We start from the raw sequence: 18,858 nt of genomic DNA on the forward strand, positions 1-18,858 counted from the left end.
GAAACCCCCGGTCACCTGCCAGGATCGGGGAAGTGATGCAGCGACAGCCGACCGGCGCGACCGGGCACCTGGCCACCGGGATCGTCCGGTTCAGCCAGGACGGGCACTGGGACCAGGACGTCCACCACCTGCTCCGCTACGCCCGGCGTGAGGCGGTGGTGGCGGTCTCCAACCCCACCCACTCCACCGATCACCTCCGCCTGGGTCAGGTGGTCGTCGACGACCTGCTGGCCGCGGGCAAGGAGGTCCGGCTCCTCTACTCCCCCGACTATCTGGAGATCCGCGACCACCAACCCCTGCTGCGGCAATCCTCGCTCGGCGCGCAGATCCGCGTCACCGACAACGACTTCCACAATGTCCTGATCCTCGACCGCACCGTCGCGGTGCTGTGGAGCGGCGCCGGAGCCGACCACCCCTACGCCTACCTGGTCCGCGAACCCGCCCTGCTCCGCGCCCTGCACCAATTCGCCCTGCTCAGCTGGCAATCCGGCCACGGCCTCGCCGGCCGCGTCCCCACCGACCCCATCGAACTGAGCCCCACCGCCCGCGCGGTCCTCAACACCCTCAACCTGGGCCTCATCGACGAGACAGCCGCCCGCCGCCTCGACATGTCCCTGCGCACCTACCGCCGCCACATCGCCGACCTCATGACCCGCCTCGAGGTCCGCAGTCGCTTCCAGATCGGGGTGCGCGCGGCCCAACTCGGCCTCCTCGACGAACCCCGGGAGTAGTTCTCACACCGTCGAGCACCCCCACCGGTGGCAGCGCGACACCGGGCACCTCTGCCGGTGGTGCCACCCCAGGGCACGGCACCCGACTGGGGCTTCTCCGCAGGTTGTCCTGGGGCATCGGGTCATTCGATATTGCTTGGCATGAACGTGGTGGCGGCGCTCAAGCTCAATATGACCAATGTCGACGACCCTCGGGCCGGGAATCACGAGCGGTATCGGGCCGCGCTCGCGATGGCCGAGTACGCCGAGCGGGTCGGGTTCGCGGTGGTGAATGTCGAGGAGCACCACGGGTCGGGCACCGGGTGGCTGCCCGCGCCGCTGCTGATGGCGGCGGCGGTGGCGGCGCGTACCGAGCGGATCCGGATCAGCATCGGGGCGTTGATCGTGCCGCTGTACGACCCGGTGCGGCTGGCCGAGGATCTGGCGGTGCTCGACAATCTGGCGGGCGGGCGGCTCACCGTTCTCGCCGCGATCGGGTACCGACCGGCCGAATATGCCGCGCTCGGACGGGATTTCGCGCGGCGCGGCAAGCTCATGGACGAGGCGCTGGAGATCATGCTCGCGGCCTGGCGGGACGAGCCGGTGCGGCGAGGCGGGCAGTCCTTCGAGGTCACGCCCAAGCCGTTCAGCAAGCCGCATCCGCATCTGCTGGTCGCCGGGATGAGCCCGGCGACCGCGCGGCGGGCCGCGCGCTTCGGGCTCGGGCTGGCACTGCCGTTGCCCGCGCCGGAGGTGGAGGAACTCTACGAGCGGGAACTGATCCGCTGCGGCACAAGCGGTTACATCCACAAACCCGAGCCCGACAGCCGCCACACCCTGCTGCACGAGGACCCGGATCGGGCCTGGCACGACTTCGCCCCGCACATTCTCACCGAGATCCGCGAGTACGCGTCGTGGGGCCGCGAGGGCATTCACCGCCCGCACGACGCCGTGCCGGATTCGGTCGAGTCCCTGCGCGCCCACGGCTATCTGGAGATCCTCACCCCGGCGCAGCTGCGCGACCAGATCGCGGACGGGCGCACCGAGATCCTGATGAACCCGCTGATCGGCGGCCTGCCGATCGAGGCGGGCTGGGACAGCCTGCGCCTGCTCGGCGAGGACGTGCTGTCCCTCACCACCGTTCGATGACCCGACAACCGGCAAGAGGAAGTTCATGACAGATCTGCGCCCCGGGCGGCTGACGGCCGCCGCCAGGAAATTCCTGACCTGGGACGAGAATCCCGCCGTCTTCGGCGTCACCATCCCCTGCCCGGTCCCGGTCGGCATGGGCCTCGAGGACGCGCGGAAGCTGATCAACACCCTGATCGACACCCACGAATCGCTGCGCAGCCGATACAGCTACGGCGAGAACGCTTCCTGCGAGATCGAGCCCGAGTCCGGCGGGGTCATCGACCCCGGCCGCGTCGACGTGCGGGCCATGGACATCGAGGACCTCGACGCCGAGGCACTCACGACCTTGATCCAGGAGCAGTCCGCCGCGGCCAATCTACGGCTGGACCCGACCGCCGGGAAGATCGTCACCGCGGTACTGCTCACCCGCTCCTTCGACGTGAGCATCCTGCTGTTCACCGCCCACCACATCGCCATCGACGGCATCTCGATGTGGGTCCTGTGGGAGGACATCGCCACCTACGCCCGGCAATGGGAGGCGGGCGAGGAGATCGCGTTGCCGCCGGAACCGATCACCGGATCGGAGTGGGCGGAATTCCTCGACGAGTACGCGAAGACCCGGGTCGGCGAACGCGATTACTGGCTGGCCGCCTCGGATATCGAACCGACCACCCTGGACCGGCCCGCAACCCCGAAGTCGGCGCACTTCGACGGCGTCATCGACGGCGCGCTGGCACAGCGGCTGCTGGTCGAACTGCCCGCGGCGCTCGGGGCCAGCTACACCCGGATCCTGCTCGTCACACTGGGTTTGGCCATCGAGGACGCGACCGGCGTGGCCCGGCCCATCACCGTGCAGAAGCACGGCCGCTACAGCCGCTTGCGGCCGGGCACCGATCTGTCGCGCACGGTGGCCTGGATCTCCGACGACTACCCGTGGTTGTTGCGCCCCGCCACCGGCACCCTGACCGACCGGCTGCACGACGCCCTCGACGGATATCCCACGCACCCGGAGGATTTCACGCTGTTGCGCTGGCATCACCCCGAAAGCTGGTCGCATTTCCTGACTTTCAACTCGCCGAAGTTCTATTTCAACTTCCTCGGCGACGTGGGCGTGTGGATTCCCGACGCGCATTCGCGGGAGCAGGCCCGGCTGAAGATGTTCGACATGAGCCTGTTCCTGGGCACCAGCAAGCCCGAAGGCGTCGAGCAGGTGCACTATTCGGTGCACTCCCCCGACGGCGGGATCGGCGCGGACCGGATGCGGGCCATCGTCACCCGCTGGCTCACCATTATCGAGAGTGTGGAGGTCCGATGAGCAGGATCATTCTGGTCGGCATCGGCAGTCGCGGCGATATCGCGCCGCTGACCGGGCTGGGCGTGGGGCTGCGCGACGCGGGACACGAGGTGGTGGTGGCCGCGCACACCCTGTTCGCGGAGCAGATCACCGGATGCGGGCTCGAATTCCGGGAGATGACACACGATATCGACATCGACATGACCGATCCGGATGTCAATCGGCTCTCCGCCGGCTGGAAGTTCTCCTCCCCCAAGGGAGTTCGCAGCCTCGGGCTGGGCATGATCCGCGCGCTGATCGACGAGCCCGCCGATGTCCTGCTGCTGCCGCCGCCGACGGAGTACGCGGGCCTGGCACTGGCCGAGGCCAAGGGCGTCCCTTCGATCGGGCTGCGGTTCCAGCCGTTGTCCGCCACCGCCGAGCACGCGCCTTCCGCGTACGGCGCTCACGATTTCGGCGCGCGCGGCAACCGGCTGGCCGCCGACTTCGGCGCCTGGTTCAACGACCGCTTCTACGCGAGCACCGTCGCCTTCTTCCGCCGCGAACTCGGGCTGCCGCCGATCTCGGTGTACGACCTGCGCCGGGCCCGGACCGCGGCGGGCTGGCCGATGCTCAACGGCTACTCCCCCAGTGTCGTTCCGCGCCCGGCCGATTGGCGGCCGGGTCTGGAGGTCACCGGCTACTGGTGGCCGCCGCGCCCCGACGGCTGGAAACCGCCCGCCGAACTGACCGACTTCCTGGCCGCCGGTCCGCCGCCGGTGTTCATCGGCTTCGGCAGCATGGCCGACAGCAAGGAAGGCACCGCCCGCACCGGCCGGATCATCGCCGCGGCCCTTCGCCGGGCGGGCGTGCGCGGCGTCGTGCAGAGCGGCTGGCTCAACCTCGACGTCAGCGGCGACGACGTGCTGACCATCGGTGAGGCCCCGCACGATTGGCTGTTCCCGCGCATGGCGGCGGTGGTCCACCACTGCGGCGCGGGCACCACCGCCGCGGGCCTGCGCGCCGGCGTCCCGGCCATCGGCGCGCCCGTCTACGCCGATCAGCCCTTCTGGGCGCAGCGCCTCATCGATCTGGGCGTGAGCCCGGCGACCATCCCGTACGCGAAGATGTCCGAGGACCGGCTCACCGACGCCCTCCGCCGCGCCACCACCGATACCGCGCTGCGCGACAACGCGACTCGGCTGGCCGCCCGGATCGCCGCCGAGGACGGGGTCGGCCAGGCCGTGAAGGCCATCGAGGCGCACCTGGGCGCGCTGCGGAAGGGGTGACGTTGTAACTCGCCCCGCCCGGACCACCCGCCCCCGCCGGGTCCAGCGGCCCGACTGTGGTTAGATAGCGCGCAGTTTCGCCTGGTAGTTGCTGTGCATCGAACCCTATTGGCTGCTATTCAGCGGTGGAGGCGGGCCTCTTGAGCGTGCTGCGCGGACACAAACTGCTCTACTCGAATCTGGCTCTGATCGTGCTACTCGCGGTCGGAGCCGCATATCTGTTGATCACCGTGGCGCGGGTGCAGAGACCGGGCAACACCTACTCGGTCACCGTGCAACTGGATCGCTCCGGCGGTTTGCAGGCCGGTAACGATGTGACCTGGCGCGGGTTCCGGGTCGGCTCGGTCCGGTCGGTCGACATCATCGACGGCGGGGCCGGAATCGCGGCGACGGCGGACATCGAGAAGAAGTACCGGATTCCGGCCGACACCGAGATCGCGGTGGCGGCGCTGTCCTCCGCGGGCGAGCAGTACATCGATTTCCGGCCGCACACCGACGCGCCGCCGTACCTGCACGACGGGCAGGTGGTGCGGTTCGACCCGAGCAAGATCAGCACCCCGACGCCGATATGGCAGACGCTGACCGACAGCAACGAGCTCATCGCCTCGATCGATCCGGACAAGATCGGGGTGATCCTCGATCAGATGGACATCGCGCTCGGCGGCGGACCCGATCAGCTGCGCGGGCTCATCGAGGGTCTGAGCGTGGCCACGACCGGCTTGGACAACCGGCTCCCGCAGACCGTCAGCCTGCTACAGAACCTGCAGGTCATCGCGGGAACCACCGCGCACGCCCAGCCGGATCTGGCCACGGTGACCCGCAATTCGTCGATCCTGGTCGAACAGGCCCGCGCCGCCGACGGCGAACTGCGCGGACTGCTCGATCGCGCGCCCGAGCAGATCGCCGTCCTGGGCGCCACCCTGGACCGGAACATGGATCCGATCCAGAGCCTGGCCACCACCATGCGGGCCATCGTGCAGGCCGCGCTGCTGCGGCTGCCCGCGGTCCGGGCGCTGTTCCCGGCCCTCGTCATCGGCACCTCCGCCATGGGCGTGCCCGCGCACGACGGCGAGTTCTACACCATCCTCGACATCTGGAGCCGGCCGTGGTGCCAGTACCCGGTGCCGGCGCTGGCGGCGACCATCGCCACCGACCGCACCTTCGGACGCTGGAACTACTGCAACAATCCGCCCGACGACCAGCAGATTCGCGGGTCCGCCAACGCGCCGCGCCCGAACATTCCCAACAATGGCGCGCACCGGCCGACCGGCGTCGACCCGCAGGAGCGCACGCTGCCCCCGGTCAAATGAGCCCGCCGCCACGCCCGGGAGCGGGGCGGATTCGGCGTGCCGTGCATTTCGAACGGGCGTGTCGGCGCGCTTGACGCGTTTTGTCCCGCGAATCGCTCTCGGCACCAGTCAGAATGATCTACCGGTACCTCTTGGTCCCGTGCTTGTGTCAACGGAAGAGTCCCTTCGCCCTGGCAGGCGAGTTCGAACAGGGCGGTGGGCAAGGCTAGGAGAGGGTCGAACGCGATGAGCAGCAGAAGTTCCCTCGGCTTGGCGGCGCGATCGGCGGTCTTCGCCGGTGTGGCCGCCGCAGGACTCGCGGCCGCGCCCGCGCAAGCCGAACCATTGTGGCCCGGTGGACCGGACGTGCCCGGTATTCCGGCGATCATCCCCGGCATCGCCCCCGGCGATGTCAATGCGCCGTGCGCGACGGCCGGCACGCGCGCCTGCCTCAAGCTCAGCACCAACGAGGCGTGGCTGATGGACAACGGCAAGGTCATCTTCGGCCCCACCCCCATCTCCCACGGCATGCCCGGCTACGAGACTCCGCCGGGCGTCTTCCACGTCGCCTTCAAGAAGCCGTTCCACTGGAGCACGATGCACAACGCCCCGATGGAGTACGCGGTCTTCTTCAACGGCGACATCGCCTTCCACATCGGACCGGTCGACAAGAAGTCGCACGGCTGTATCCGGATGACCCCGGACGGCGCGCGGGAGTTCTTCAACTACCTGAACCCCGGTGACATCGTGGAAGTTGTTCCGTAGCAACACCTTCCGGTGGCGCATCGGCGCGGGACCTCCCGTGCCGGTGTGCCACCGGTCTTTTCGGGCGACGAATCAGGCGGCGCAGTTGTGGTACGCCGTGATCAGCCAGCGGTTCTCCCGGCGGACCAGGGTCCAGGTCGCCAGCACCCAGCGGTCGGCCGGGGCCTCGGTCTCACCGGCCATGAGAATGGCGGCGCGGCTGACCACCACAGCCGTGTCGGGGGCCGGGAACCGGACCTGCCGGGGTTCGTCCAGGACGCTGGAACCGCGCAGCGGGCCCGCGAATCCGGCGGCCATGCCGTCCCGCACCTCCGCGCGGCCGCTGCGGAACACGCCGGGCAGGATCGAGGTGGCGTCGGGGTCGTAGTCGGCGACGAACGCGTCGGCGTCATTGGCGGCCCAGGCGACGTAGAGGTCCTTCAGGACGGTCAGGACGGCGTCACGGTCGGTGGTCTCGCGGACGGCGGTGTCGTTCATGGTTACTCCTCGGTCGACGGCCGCCCGGTGTGGCGGCTCACGAGTACCTACCGGCGAGGTGCGCCCGATTCATCGCTCGCGGTGTAGAAAGTTCGGCAGGGCCCTGTTTCGACCGGTGGGGGCCGGGTTTCGAGGAGTGAGAGCATGGCGGACGCCGACTTCGCGGCGCGCACCGACCGATATCGGCGCGAATTGCTGGCCCATTGCTACCGCATGCTCGGGTCGGTGCAGGACGCCGAGGATCTGGTGCAGGAAACCTATCTGCGGGCCTGGCGCTCCCGCGACAGTTACGACGAGACCCGGGCCGGGATGCGGACCTGGCTGTACCGGATCGCCACCAATGCCTGCCTGACCGCGCTCGAACAGCGTGGGCGGCGGCCCATGCCGTCGGGCCTCGGGCACGCACCGGGCGACGATCCGCGCGAGGACCTCGTGCACGGCGGGGAAATCCCCTGGCTGCAACCGATTCCGGATGTCCTGCTCGGCGACCCCTCCGATGCCGCGGTGGCGCAGGGCAGTCTGCGGCTCGCCCTGGTCGCCGCCATGCAGCAGTTGCCCGCGCGTCAGCGCGCGGTGCTGGTGCTGCGCGAGGTGCTCGACTGGCCCGCCGCGGACGTGGCGCAGGCTCTCGACATGACCCCGGCGGCCGTGAACAGCGCGTTGCAGCGGGCACGGAAAACTCTGGGCCAGAACGGCATTCGCGAGGAGGAGGTGACCGAGCGGGCCGAGCAGCGCGCCGTGGTGGACAACTATGTCACCGCCTTCCGCAAGGCCGACCTGAGCGCCCTGGAGAAGCTGCTGTCCCATGACGTGATCATGGAAATGCCGCCCATGCTCAATTGGTACCTGGGCCGCGCGGCGTATGTCGGGTTCATGGCGCGGGTGTTCGAATGGAAGGGCTCCGATTGGCGGTTGGAGCCGGTGTGGGCCAACGGCCAGCCCGGCCTGGCGGCCTATTCCCGCGACGGCGACGGGTACGAGCGGCACACCCTGCAGGTCTTCACCGTGCGCGACGGTCTCATCACCAATCTGATCGTCTACCAGCTCGACGAGATCTTCGACCTGTTCGGCATGCCGCCCCGGCTGACCTGACGCTCAGTCGTCGTCACCGGCGGTCAGCAGGCCGTGCTCGTGTGCGAAGGCGGCGGCCTCGGTCCGGCTGGCGACGCTCAGCTTGGCGAGAATCCGCGAGACGTGCACCCCGGCGGTATTGGCGCTGATGAACAATTCCGCCGCCAGTGCGCGATTGCTCAGGCCCTTGGCGACCAGGTGCAGGACGTCCAGCTCACGCGCGGTCAGGCCGGAGCGCCCGGACATGGTGCCGCTCTTGGCTTTCGGGGCACGCTCGGCGGATCCTTCGAGCGGGAGGCGGGCCCGCTCGGCCAACGCCGCGGCGGCTGCGGCCAGCGGGACCGCGCCCAATGCGGCGGCGACGTCGAGGCACTCTCGCAGCGCCGACACCGCCTCGATCCGATTGCCTTCGGCCGCGGCCGCTTCCGCGAGACCCAGCAGGGCGATGGCCACATCGTAGGGCCGTCCGACACCGCGCCACGCCGCGACGGCCTCCGACCAGCGGGCCGCGGTGCCCGCCAGGTGCGCGGTGAACGCGGCACGCTGGGCGGCATCCACCGGCGACGCCGTCGGGAGCGTGTCCCCCAGCGCGAGCAATTCCGGTGGCGCTCCGGTGATTCGAGCACCGAGCACCACCAGCGGCCACGCCTCGTGCGGATGCGCGAACAGCGTCCCGACCCCGTCGCCGCCTTCGAGTACCCGGATCAACTCCGTCGCCGCCGCGCCCTCGTCGTCTCCCACCAACGCCAGTGTGGAGTTCAAAGCCGCCAGTTCGAGTCGATACTGCGCCGCCCACCGACTGTCCCCCAGCAGCCGCGCGGCGGTGACCGCCCCTTCCCTGGCCGCCACGAAATCCCCGGTGGCCAAGGAGATCCGTCCGAAGCACACCAGCAACGCCGCCCTGCTCAATGGCGGCAACTGCGCGAGCTGGGTCTCGTCGACCACCGCCCGCGCCTCGTCCCACCGCCCCAGGGCCGCCAGCGCCTGCCCCCACTTCACGAACAGAATCGGCGCCGACTCCGCGAACCGGAACGACTCGTGCGCCGCCCGCAACCCCTGCCGCACCGCGGTGATCGCCGCCTCGTACCGCCCGGCCCCCACCAGCACCGCCGACTCCCACGTGGCCACATCCACCACGATCCGCGCATCCCCCGCCAGCGCCGCCGCCCGATGCGCCTGCGCGAAATGCCCCAGTGCCCAATCTGTTTCACTGGCCGCGCCGGCCACCCGCTCGCGCCCGCCCGCCCCGAGATCCCGGCCGGACCGCGCACCGTCCCCGGCCGACGCATCACCCCCAGGCCACACACCATCCCCGGCGAGGCCATCGCTCGCGGGCCGCGCAACGCTGTCCCCCGGGCCGCCACCAATGGGGCGCGCACCACTCCCGACCGGCGCATCACCCCCGGGCCGCGCACAGCTCTCGATCGCCCCCTCGCCGGTCGTCCGCGAAAAAGGTTGCGCCAGCCCATCCCCCTCCGGCAGGACGTCCCCGTCATCGGCGGCGTCGGCCGTCAGGGAGCCCCCGGCGGCCGCAGCGCCCGCCAATCCCAGGTGCGCGTGCGCCCGCGCCACCAAGGCGTCCGCGCCGAGCCGCCGCGCGATGGCCAAGGCCTCGCGCGCGCGGGCCGCCGACCCTGCCGCGTCGCCTTGGAACACCCGTGCGGCAGCCGATTGCACCAACGCCTCAGCTCTCTCGAGACTGTCCGGGGTCTCGGCCATGAGCGTCAGCGCCCGCTCGAGGTCCGCTCCCGGGCCGGTCCCGGTGGTCGCACGCAGATAGGCGCGCCGCCGGTACATCCGGGCCGAGCGCTCGGAATCGGCACCGGCGTAGTCGATTTCGCCGTCCTCGCCCGCGACTGTCCCACCATCCAGGTGCACGGACACAAGCTCGCCGACCGCGGCGGCGTCCTGGCTCCACACCGGCAGCGTGGCAGGTGCGGCGGCGGCCGCGGGGGCCAGTAGGGCGAGGGCCGCGTCGGCGGCGGCGATGCCGCGTTCGGTGGCTCCGCAGGCGACGGCGACGTCGACGATCTGTTCCAGGACAGACAGTTTGGTGGTGGGGAGGACCTCGGTGGGGGCGGGGACCCGGTCCCAGAGGGCGAGGATTTGTTCGAGGAGGCGGAGGCGTTCGGGGTGGGTGGCGGGGACTCCGGCGGTGGCGGACCAGTAGGCGCGCAGGGCCCGGTCGAGGTCCCCGGCGGCGCGGGCGTGGCGGGCGAGGTCGGCGTGGGATTCGGAGTCGAGGGCGTCGCCGCGGGCGTGCAGGGCCGCGGCGGCGCGGGTGTGCAGACGGGTGCGCTCGATGGGGAGCAGGTGGTCGTATATGGCCTGGCGGATGAGGCCGTGGCGGAATTCGTAGCCGGTGTCGGTGGTGAGCAGCAGGTGGCGGTCGACGAGTTCACGCAGGGCGCCGGGTAGTTCGTCCGGAGGGAAGTCGACCGTCGCGGCGAGGAGGTCGTGATGGATCGGGGAGCCGAGGACCGCGGCGGGGGCGACGACGGCGCGCGCCTGTGCGGACAGACCGGTCTGGAATCCGAGGAGCAGGTCGGCGAGGTCGGCGGGGAGTTCGTCGGGGCACTGGCCCAGCGCCTCCACGAACAGCGGGTTGCCGCCGCTGCGGTCGAAAACCTTGGTGATGAGCGCGGTTCCGGGTTCGCGCCCGAGCAGGGCGGCAAGCTGACGGCCGACCTCGTGCCGGGTCAGCGGATGCAGTTCCAGGACGTGCACGCCCGGGTTGCGGCGCAGTTCGGCGACCAGTCCGCGCAGCGGCCCCGCCTCGCCCGGCCGGTAGGTGCCCACCAGCAGGGCATTGGCGTCGGCGAGATTGGCGGCCAGAAAGGTGAGCAGCTCCCGGCTGGCGTCGTCGGCCCAGTGCAGGTCCTCGAGTACCAGTACCACCGGCCGCGCCATCGCCAATTGCTCCAGCAGCGTGAGGATTTCACCGAACAGCCGGATCCGATCGGCCTCGGGCGCCGCGCCGCCGGTATGGACGGCCAGCTGCGGAAGCCAGTTGGCGAGCGCCGGATGCGGCGGCAGCAGTGTCGCCACCGCCTCACCGCCGAGTCGTTTGACGAGTCCGCGCAGCACGGTCAGGAACGGCGCGTAGGCGACACCCGCGGCGCCGAGTTCGGGACATCGGCCCAGCAGTACCAGCGCGTCGCCGCCGAGTCGCTCGGTGAACTCCGCGACCAGCCGGGACTTCCCGATCCCGGCCTCCCCCGCGATGAGCACGGTCTGCGTGCGGGCATCACCGACCGCCTCGACCACCGCGGACACCTCCGCGGCCCGACCGACCAGGACACTGCTGCCGGGGAAACTCACCACGCCACGATCATGCCGCACCTTCGCATTTCGCCCAGCCCGGACACAAAATAACGAATTGTCGTGATGTGGCCACCCGGTCTTTATCGGAAAACTCGATGGCATGAGCGACACCGAGAACCGCGCCATCCACCCCTTCCGCATCGACATCCCGCAGGCCGACCTCGACGACCTGCGCGACCGCCTGACCCGCACCCGGTGGATCGACGAGATCCCCGGCATCGGCTGGGAGCGCGGCGTGCCCACCGCCTACCTGCGCGAGCTCGCCGCCTACTGGGCCGAGAAGTTCGATTGGCGCGCGGTCGAGACCGCCCTCAACGCGCACCCGCAATTCACCACCACGGTCGGCGGCCAGCGCCTGCACTTCCTGCACATCCGCTCGGCCCGCCCGGACGCGACCCCGCTGCTGCTGATCCACGGCTGGCCCGGCACGCCCGCCGACTTCCTGGACCTGATCGGCCCGCTGACCGATCCGGCCGCCCACGGCGACCCCGACGCCCCGGCTTTCCACCTGGTCATCCCGACCCTGCCAGGGCACGGCTTCTCCGGCCCGCTCACCGAAACCGGCTGGCACGACGGCAGAGTCGCCGCCGCTCTGGCCGAGCTGATGGCGCGCCTCGGCTACGACCGTTACGGCGTGCAGGGCGGTGACCACGGCGCGTTCGTGGCCCCGCGCCTGGCCCGCGAGCACACCGACCATGTGATCGGTGTGCACGTGAACGCCCTGGTCACCTTCCCGACCGGCGATCCGGCCGATATGGCCGCGCTCGGCGACGCCGACCGAAAGCGGCTGGCGGGCATGAAGCGCTTCCAGGACGACGGCTCGGCGTACATGAACCTGGCCGGTTCCCGCCCGCACACGCTGGCGCAGCTGCTGGCGGATTCGCCCGCGGGACAGCTGGGCTGGATCGTGGAGAAGTACCAGGAGTGGACCGACGAGCGTCACGAGTTGCCCGAGCAGGCCATCGACCGCGACCGGATCCTGACCACGGTGGCCGTCTACTGGCTCACCGACACCGCGCGCAGCGTCGCCGACTACTACTTCGAGCGCTTTCACGACCACACCATGTTCATGCCCAATCCGAAGGGCACGGTGCCGACCGGTGTCGCGGTGTTCGCCAACGGCGACTACGCGATTCGGCGATTCGCGGAGCAGGCTCACCATGTCGTGCACTGGTCGGAGTTCTACTCCGGTGGCCACTTCCCCGCGCTCGAGGTGCCCGACCTGCTCGTGGGTGACATCCGAGCGTTCTTCGCGGGCCTGACCAGCTGATCCAGCGGCGGCCGGACATCCTGGGCCCCACCGCCGCCGCGATGACCGCACTGTCGCCCCAACGCGCAGTGCGGTATTCGCCGTTGTGAGGACCGGTCACGCATATTGCCGCGAAACGTGACCCCGGCTACAGTTACGGTCCAGTAGGAACGCCAGCGTTCCCAGACTGCTGTGGAGGCAACGCGCATGATCAAGGCAACGCAACCCCTCACGGCGGCACCGATTTCCGGACCCCTGCGCGACGCGCGCGGTCTCTCGGCCGCCCTCGTCGCGCATTTCGCCGAACACGTGGCCCGCTGCGGCACCCTGCCCGGGGACGCGCTGCGCGGTGAGGTCACCACCGTCACCCGCACCTGCCTGGAACTGGCCGCCGGCGTCCTCGAGGGCCGGGACGTGAGCGCCAAGATCGAACGGCTGCAACGCGCGGGCGCGGACTGGGCGCGCGAGGGCATTCCGATCGGCACCATCCACCGGGCGGTGCACGACGGCTTCGCCCTGGGCTTCGATCTCATCGTCGACGCCACCGGCCCCGAGGACTACGCCCGGCTCGCGGTGACCGCGCGCCGCCTGTTCGAGGTGCTGGCCATGGTGGATTCGACCTTCGCGGTGGCCTATGTGCGCGAGCACCGCGCGGTGGTGGCCGAACACCACACGGCGGTGCACACCGTGGCCTCCGCACTGCTGGCCGGGCATCCCGCCTCCACCATGGCCCGAGCGGGCGGGATCGAGATCGACGAGTCGTATCACGTACTGGCCCTGAGCATCCCGCCGCATCCGGGGGAATCCGACACCCGCGTGGACGGCGAGGTGGTGGCGCGGCGCAAGCTGCGGCGCATCCAGTCCGAGCTGGCGCGGCGCGGCGACGGCCGGGCGCTGTCGCTGCTCAGCGCCGACGGCGGCACCGTGCTGCTGCCCGCCACCGCCGCGACCGGCGACGAACTGGCCGACCTGATCTCCGGATTGTCCACGGCCGCACAGGTTCCGGTCACCGCCACGGTGATCCACGCGGAGACGCCACGCATTCCCGAGGCCGCCGAGCAGGCGCACGAACTGCTCGACATGGTGCACCGCCTGGAATGCGTACCCGGCCTGCACCGTTTCGACGACCTGGCCATGGAATACCAGCTGACCCGTCCCGGCCCGGCCCGCGAATACCTCGGCACCCTGCTCGATCCGCTCGACGCGCATCCCGAACTGCTGGAAACCCTTCGCCGCCATATCGGCAACGACCTGAGTCGACGGCATACGGCGCGCTTGCTGGGCGTGCACACCAATACCGTCGACAATCGGCTCAAGCGGATCGGGCAGCTGACTGGATTCGATCCGGCGCAGCCGTCGGGGCTGTGGTATCTGCGGTCGGCGCTGGTGGCGCGCAGTTATCGGAAGTCCGATCGGGTGCGGATCGGGCGGCCCGACACCATGGTCGCGACCAGTGCCGCCAAGTGACCATGTTCGCGCACGGCGCGCCGGGAGGCGGCGACCGACCACACGGTGCGCACCTCGGCCGGTGGTAGCGGGCGATCGGCGAGGCGATCGGCCAGCCAGTCCACCATCACGGGAATGGAGATGAACTGCAACGGCAGATGCGTGCTGAGCCGGTCGCGCAGGTAGCGCACGTGGGCGCCGCGCTCGTGGTAGCGCCGCACGTGGGCGTCGACGTCGGCGACCGCGATCACCTCGTCGTTGACGCCCTGCACGACCAGCAGTGGCATGGCGGGAGCCTGGGCGCCGGGGCGGATGTCGTCGAGGACGGCCCGCATCTCGGGGCGGGTCAGCAGCGCGCCGAGCCCACCGCGGATGTGCCGGTTGGCGTTTCGCCCGGCATAGCGGGCCAGCAGCGGAAAGGTGGCGATGGATTCGGCGTCGTCGAGCAGCCGCAGGTACTCCTCCGACACCAGGCCGCGCACGCAGCCGTCGAGTGCCGGGTAGGCGCGGCGCAGGCCGGAGGTGAACACCATGGCGAAACCCGCGAACGGTGAGCCGTTCAGCCGGACGAACGCCTCGGCGGGATCGCCCACCGGTGACCCCGCGACCGCGCCGACGATATCGAGTTCGGGCGCGTAGCTCGCCGCCAGCTCGGCGGCCCACACGGTGGCCAGTCCGCCACCGGAGTAGCCCCACAACCCGATTCGGGTCCGCGGACCCAGGCCCAGTGGCTCGAAGCGCAGGGCCGCGCGCAAGCCGTCGAGTGCGCGGTGGCCCGGTTCGCGGGCCGCACCGAAGTGGCCGTCGAGGCCCTCGTGGTCGGGCACCGACACCGCCCACCCGCGGGCCAGGGCGGCGGCGATGAGCGGGAACTCCACCTGCGGGATGGCGCCGAGCGCGCGGGCGCGGTGCCGTAAAGCGTAGGAGGGGAAGCATTTCGGGGCTACCGCGTCGATGGCGCACTGGAACGACACCAGCGGCCGGTCCACGGCCGGGTCGGCGTCCCAGGGCAGCAGGACGGTGGTGACCGTCGCCTCGGGCGCACCGTCGAGATCGGTGCTGCGGTACAGCAGTTGCCAGGCTCGCACGCGCTGCGGAATGCGTCCGAACAGGGCCAGCCGCACGGGCCGCGACCTCAGGATGGTGCCCGGCGCGACGGACGCCGGGTCGATCGGCGATCGATAGAACGGATCCTCCCCCGGCAGCAGCGGTCTTCCGCCGACCGCCTCCGGTTCTGTTGTGACACTGCTCGTTTCGATCGCATCGCCGATCGTCATCGTCGTCCTTTCCGTTCCGCAGCGGCTAGATGTGGCCGCTGCCGCCGATCATCCAGGGGTTGAAGGTGCAGACCAGGGCCGGGTGCGCGACCGGGTCGAGGGCGCGCAGGGCGATCGAGGCCGCCCGCGGCGAGTACATGACGGTCAGGTGGTCGGACACGTCCTCGGGGCAATCCTGTTGCAGCGTGATGTTTTCCACGCTCGCATCGGGGCCGGGGGTGAGGAAGGTCCACTCGTAGGGGTTGGATATCTCGTCGTGGCGGGTGCCGACGGCGGTGTATTCGACGCCCGGCACGGTGTCGCCGTCGGCAGTGAGCCTGGCGTAGAACGGCGAGCCGACGACCTGCTCGGTATTGGCCTGGCCGATCAACGGCTGATAGAAGCCGAGAATGTTCACCCCCAGGTTGGTGATCACCCGCCCCAGCGTGGCGATGCCGAGCAGCGAGGTGCCGTGGCTGGTCGCACCGAAGCTGACGACCTTGCGCACCTTGCCCTGTCCGCCTTCGAATTTCAGGTACTGGCTGGTGACCGGCCCGCCCTGGGAATGCGCGATCACGTCGACCGCGGGCGCGCCGGTGGCGGCCAGGACGCGATCCACGAACCCCGCGAGCTGCTTCGCCGAATCCCCCATCGGCCCGACACCGAAGCGTCCCGGTAGGATCGGCCCGATGCCGCCGCCCGCGAGGGGTGTCTCCCGGCCGAAATTGAAGGCGAAGACACAGAATCCGGCCCGCGCGACCTGCGGCGACAGGAACGCGAAGCTGTCGTAGGTATTGAGCCAGGTGCCGTGCACCAGCACCACCGGCCGCGGATGTTCGGCGCTCGGCTTGCAGTTCCAGTCGTTGGCGCCCGGCGGCGCGGCGTCCGGGTGGGTCAGCCCGTAGGCGAAAGCGGCCAGATAGGCCGACATCTCCGGACCCACGCCCATGGTGTCGGTGGCGGTGCTGACCACCGCCGAGCCCGAGGAGCTGCCCGCATCGGGCGCGGCCTCGGGTTCGGAGCTGGCCACGCCGGTGGCGAAGGCCACGGCGAGCGCGGTGACGGTGGCGAACACGGCGCTGCCGCGGGTACGGATGGTCGGTCTCATGAACTCTCCCCTACGGTCCTGCGAACCCGACCGAACGCGTCGAATTCCCTTGCGACCGTAGGAGCGGGCCACCGCCCGTGTCACCGGCATTGTGCCAGGTGACAGCGTGTGCGGTCCGGGCCTCCCGGGGATTGTGGCGGGGAACAGCGGTCAGGGCGCGGGGGTGCTCGCGATTGCGACGGCGGTGCGGGTGAACAGCGGGACCAGTTCCGGCAGCGCCTGGGCGCCCTTGGTGTGCAGGCAGGCGCGCACCCGGTCGTCGATCCCGCCGAGCAGCATGTCCACCATCTCCCGATCCGGTTCGGCCACCAGATCGCCGTCGCGCACCCCGACCTGCGCCACCGCCATGATGTAGTCGGCGAACCGGTCGTGCACGCGCAGCCGGTGAGCCACCAGACCCGGTCCGGCGGCGAGGGTTTCGACATACAGCGCGCGGGCCGCGCCGGGCTGGATGGCGAGGAAGCCGAGGTAGATCTCGAAGGAGATCCGCACCCGGTCCGCGAAGGACACGCCTTCGAGCCCGGTGACGGTGTCCTTCAGTTGTTCCAGCGCGGCGCCGACGGCGAGATCGTAGGCGGCGGCGAAACATTCGTCCTTGCCGCCGAAGACGGAGTAGAAGGTGCGGCGCGCCACCTGGGCGCGGGTCACGATATCGGCGACGGTGGTGGCCGCGAAGCCGAGCTCGCCCACCGCTTCCAGGACGGCGGTGCACAAGCGCCGGTATTGCGAGGCCTCCACCTGCTCGCGGGTCAGCCCGTGCCGGCCACGCGGCAAGGGTCCCGGTTCACCGATGGTTTCCACACTCACGTCCCCAGAATAGGTTTCCACGTCACCGAGCGACTAACGGTCCGGCCGATACCACAGCGGTTCGTCCATGATTCCCTGGCGGAGAACGGCGGCAAACATGGGGTCCAGCGTATAGGTACCGACTGGTCTTGATCGTTTGTCGAGGCGGACGGGCTCACCCGGCCCGGCCGGCGCGCCACTCCCGGTAGGCGGGCCGGGAGCACACCGCGCACGGTCGGTAACCGGCCGCGATGGCCGTCTGCTCGTCGGCGAAGAACACGCGATGGGATACGTAGCCGCCGCGGGCCAGGGCGCGCAGGGCGGCCGGGCAGTCGAGTCGGCCGTAGATCTTCAGGCGGCGGTGGCCACCGAGGACACCGGGCGTGCGGCTGCGGTACGGGCGGCCGTCCACCCCGAGCAGGACGTACTCCCTGTCACGCACGGTCTCGCGCATGGTCAGGCATCGTGAAAGACGAGGCCGAGGGTGCGTCGCCGCCCCGATCGGACCAGGCTCACGCCGTGTCGCATGGGCGCGGCCGACCAGCCTCGGGAGCTGCGGACCGGACGGTCGCGGGTGGTGAAGACGAGACCGTGCCCCTGCGGCAAGGCCATCGCCGCGCCGCGCGATTGGGCGCGGGGCCGCTGCTCGACCATGAGGAACTCGCCGCCGGTGTAGTCCACCCCGGGGACATCCAGCCCGATCACGACCTGGAGCGGAAACACCATGTCCCCGAACAGGTCCCGATGCAGGGCGTTCCAGTCGCCGGGTCCGTAACGCAACAGGATCTGCGACCCCTTCGTCTGACCGGCCCGGTGGCACTGGGCGATCCAGTCCTCGAGCCGGTCCGGCCAAGTGCCGGGCCGTCCCAGCCGGGCGGCCCAGTCCCGGGCGATGGGCAGCAGCATCGGATAGAGGGCGGCCCGCAATGCCGCCACGGGTTCGGGCAGGTCGTGGGTGAAATAGCGGTACTCGCCGGAGCCGAACCGATGCCGGGCCATGTCGACCGTCGACCGGAAGTGGTCGTCCACGTCGTACAGTGCCGCGAGCGTGCGGCATTCGCCGGCGGTGAGCAGTGACCCGGTGAGCGCGTGCCCGTACGCGTCGAGCTCACCGGCCAGGGCCGCCCAGTCCTGATCGGCGACCCCGGCCGCGGCACCGCGGATGACGGCGGTCATCACGCGGCCCGCTCGAGCTCCAGCAGCAGCTGCTTGCGTTCGATGCCCCCGGCGTAGCCGGTCAGCGATCCGTCGGCGCCGATCACGCGGTGGCAGGGACGCACGATAAGCAGCGGGTTCGCGCCGATGGCCGAGCCCACCGCGCGCACCGCCGCCCGGGACGCGCCGATCCGGTTCGCGATCTCCCCGTAGGTGACGGTGACGCCGTACGGGATCTGGTCGAGGGCCTGCCACACCCGGCGCTGGAAATCGGTGCCGCGGCCGCCCATCCGGAGGTCGAAACTGTCCCGCTCCCCGGCGAAGTACGCGGTCAGCTGGTCGACGACGTCGGCGAAGGCGTCCGCGTCGGCCTCCCAGTCACCTTCCACCAGAAGGCTTTTACTGCCCGCCATCGACACCGCCGTCAGCTCCACCCCGGTCCCGCGCCGTTCGCCCGCGAGCAGCAGCTCGCCGACCGGGCTGGCCATTGTCGTGTACACGCTCATCGCTTCCTCCTGCGTCGTCTCGT

Annotated in this window: 16 protein-coding genes and 1 pseudogene; 9 read left to right on the plus strand and 8 right to left on the minus strand. The window is 70.5% G+C overall.

Annotation, left to right across the window (positions count from 1 at the left end):
• Positions 1-32 precede the first annotated feature (32 nt).
• From ABZ412_RS08430 to ABZ412_RS08455, 6 genes are all read left to right on the plus strand, one after another.
• Positions 33-731 carry a hypothetical protein gene (locus ABZ412_RS08430; RefSeq protein WP_357277954.1) on the plus strand — a complete coding sequence of 233 codons (699 nt, stop codon included), beginning with the start codon at positions 33-35 and terminating at the stop codon, positions 729-731.
• Positions 732-872: 141 nt separating this feature from the next.
• On the plus strand, positions 873-1,859 hold the full coding sequence (locus tag ABZ412_RS08435; protein WP_357277957.1) for an LLM class flavin-dependent oxidoreductase: 987 nt from the start codon (positions 873-875) through the stop codon (positions 1,857-1,859).
• A gap of 25 nt (positions 1,860-1,884) precedes the next feature.
• The gene (locus tag ABZ412_RS08440) at positions 1,885-3,156 is read left to right on the plus strand and encodes a condensation domain-containing protein (RefSeq protein ID WP_357277959.1); all 1,272 of its coding nucleotides are present in this window, start codon (positions 1,885-1,887) and stop codon (positions 3,154-3,156) included.
• Positions 3,153-4,403 (plus strand): glycosyltransferase, encoded by a 1,251-nt coding sequence (locus ABZ412_RS08445; protein WP_357277962.1) that lies wholly within the window; start codon positions 3,153-3,155, stop codon positions 4,401-4,403. Before ABZ412_RS08440 ends, ABZ412_RS08445 begins: the two co-directional genes overlap by 4 nt.
• A 125-nt stretch (positions 4,404-4,528) precedes the next feature.
• Positions 4,529-5,713, plus strand: coding sequence for an MlaD family protein (locus ABZ412_RS08450; RefSeq protein ID WP_357277964.1), 1,185 nt, complete (start codon positions 4,529-4,531; stop codon positions 5,711-5,713).
• Between the two features lie 225 nt (positions 5,714-5,938).
• Positions 5,939-6,457: a L,D-transpeptidase gene (locus ABZ412_RS08455; RefSeq protein WP_357277967.1), complete on the plus strand. Its 519-nt coding sequence runs from the start codon at positions 5,939-5,941 to the stop codon at positions 6,455-6,457.
• Between the two features lie 72 nt (positions 6,458-6,529).
• On the opposite strand, the gene ABZ412_RS08460 is transcribed toward ABZ412_RS08455, so the two are convergent.
• The gene (locus ABZ412_RS08460; RefSeq protein WP_357277969.1) at positions 6,530-6,934 is read right to left on the minus strand and encodes an SgcJ/EcaC family oxidoreductase; all 405 of its coding nucleotides are present in this window, start codon (positions 6,932-6,934) and stop codon (positions 6,530-6,532) included.
• A gap of 141 nt (positions 6,935-7,075) precedes the next feature.
• On the opposite strand from ABZ412_RS08460, the pseudogene ABZ412_RS08465 reads away from it, so the two are divergent.
• A pseudogene (locus tag ABZ412_RS08465) lies at positions 7,076-8,026 on the plus strand (sigma-70 family RNA polymerase sigma factor); the annotation flags it as partial.
• A 3-nt stretch (positions 8,027-8,029) separates the two neighbouring features.
• Here ABZ412_RS08465 and ABZ412_RS08470 read toward each other — a convergent pair.
• A complete protein-coding gene (locus tag ABZ412_RS08470; protein ID WP_357277972.1) occupies positions 8,030-11,329 on the minus strand; it encodes an AAA family ATPase in 3,300 nt (1,099 codons plus the stop codon).
• Between the two features lie 100 nt (positions 11,330-11,429).
• Between ABZ412_RS08470 and ABZ412_RS08475 the strand changes: the two genes are divergently transcribed.
• Both ABZ412_RS08475 and ABZ412_RS08480 read left to right on the plus strand, forming a co-directional pair.
• Positions 11,430-12,599, plus strand: coding sequence for an epoxide hydrolase family protein (locus ABZ412_RS08475; RefSeq protein ID WP_357277974.1), 1,170 nt, complete (start codon positions 11,430-11,432; stop codon positions 12,597-12,599).
• 186 nt (positions 12,600-12,785) lie between these two features.
• A complete protein-coding gene (locus ABZ412_RS08480; protein WP_357277976.1) occupies positions 12,786-14,045 on the plus strand; it encodes a helix-turn-helix domain-containing protein in 1,260 nt (419 codons plus the stop codon).
• Here ABZ412_RS08480 and ABZ412_RS08485 read toward each other — a convergent pair.
• The 6 genes from ABZ412_RS08485 to ABZ412_RS08510 all read right to left on the minus strand — a co-directional run bounded on the left by ABZ412_RS08485 (position 13,976) and on the right by ABZ412_RS08510 (position 18,835).
• Complete coding sequence (locus ABZ412_RS08485; protein ID WP_357277979.1) at positions 13,976-15,301, minus strand: lipase family protein; 1,326 nt, start codon at positions 15,299-15,301, stop codon at positions 13,976-13,978. The genes ABZ412_RS08480 and ABZ412_RS08485 overlap by 70 nt on opposite strands.
• Positions 15,302-15,326: 25 nt before the next feature.
• Positions 15,327-16,388 (minus strand): alpha/beta fold hydrolase, encoded by a 1,062-nt coding sequence (locus tag ABZ412_RS08490; protein ID WP_357277981.1) that lies wholly within the window; start codon positions 16,386-16,388, stop codon positions 15,327-15,329.
• Positions 16,389-16,538: 150 nt separating this feature from the next.
• Entirely contained in the window at positions 16,539-17,195 is a 657-nt protein-coding gene (locus tag ABZ412_RS08495) for a TetR/AcrR family transcriptional regulator (protein ID WP_357277983.1), read from the minus strand.
• A 154-nt stretch (positions 17,196-17,349) separates the two neighbouring features.
• The gene (locus ABZ412_RS08500) at positions 17,350-17,628 is read right to left on the minus strand and encodes an Ada metal-binding domain-containing protein (RefSeq protein WP_357277986.1); all 279 of its coding nucleotides are present in this window, start codon (positions 17,626-17,628) and stop codon (positions 17,350-17,352) included.
• Positions 17,629-17,630: 2 nt separating this feature from the next.
• Positions 17,631-18,350, minus strand: a complete 720-nt coding sequence (locus ABZ412_RS08505; RefSeq protein ID WP_357277988.1) for a 2OG-Fe(II) oxygenase — start codon at positions 18,348-18,350, stop codon at positions 17,631-17,633.
• The gene (locus tag ABZ412_RS08510) at positions 18,350-18,835 is read right to left on the minus strand and encodes a methylated-DNA--[protein]-cysteine S-methyltransferase (RefSeq protein ID WP_357277990.1); all 486 of its coding nucleotides are present in this window, start codon (positions 18,833-18,835) and stop codon (positions 18,350-18,352) included. The genes ABZ412_RS08505 and ABZ412_RS08510 overlap by 1 nt, the downstream gene beginning before the upstream one ends.
• Between the last annotated feature and the right edge of the window lie 23 nt (positions 18,836-18,858).

Source organism: Nocardia sp. NPDC005746 (genome assembly GCF_040630785.1).
In the GTDB taxonomy this organism is placed as follows: Bacteria; Actinomycetota; Actinomycetes; order Mycobacteriales; family Mycobacteriaceae; genus Nocardia.

Coding starts and splice junctions, on each gene's coding strand:
- ABZ412_RS08435 (WP_357277957.1), top strand. CDS start 873: ATGAACGTGGTGGCGGCGCTCAAGCTCAATATGACCAATGTCGACGAC.
- ABZ412_RS08455 (WP_357277967.1), top strand. CDS start 5,939: ATGAGCAGCAGAAGTTCCCTCGGCTTGGCGGCGCGATCGGCGGTCTTC.
- ABZ412_RS08445 (WP_357277962.1), top strand. CDS start 3,153: ATGAGCAGGATCATTCTGGTCGGCATCGGCAGTCGCGGCGATATCGCG.
- ABZ412_RS08460 (WP_357277969.1), bottom strand. CDS start 6,934: ATGAACGACACCGCCGTCCGCGAGACCACCGACCGTGACGCCGTCCTG.
- ABZ412_RS08500 (WP_357277986.1), bottom strand. CDS start 17,628: ATGCGCGAGACCGTGCGTGACAGGGAGTACGTCCTGCTCGGGGTGGAC.
- ABZ412_RS08510 (WP_357277990.1), bottom strand. CDS start 18,835: ATGAGCGTGTACACGACAATGGCCAGCCCGGTCGGCGAGCTGCTGCTC.
- ABZ412_RS08475 (WP_357277974.1), top strand. CDS start 11,430: ATGAGCGACACCGAGAACCGCGCCATCCACCCCTTCCGCATCGACATC.
- ABZ412_RS08480 (WP_357277976.1), top strand. CDS start 12,786: ATGATCAAGGCAACGCAACCCCTCACGGCGGCACCGATTTCCGGACCC.
- ABZ412_RS08505 (WP_357277988.1), bottom strand. CDS start 18,350: ATGACCGCCGTCATCCGCGGTGCCGCGGCCGGGGTCGCCGATCAGGAC.
- ABZ412_RS08485 (WP_357277979.1), bottom strand. CDS start 15,301: ATGACGATCGGCGATGCGATCGAAACGAGCAGTGTCACAACAGAACCG.
- ABZ412_RS08490 (WP_357277981.1), bottom strand. CDS start 16,388: ATGAGACCGACCATCCGTACCCGCGGCAGCGCCGTGTTCGCCACCGTC.
- ABZ412_RS08440 (WP_357277959.1), top strand. CDS start 1,885: ATGACAGATCTGCGCCCCGGGCGGCTGACGGCCGCCGCCAGGAAATTC.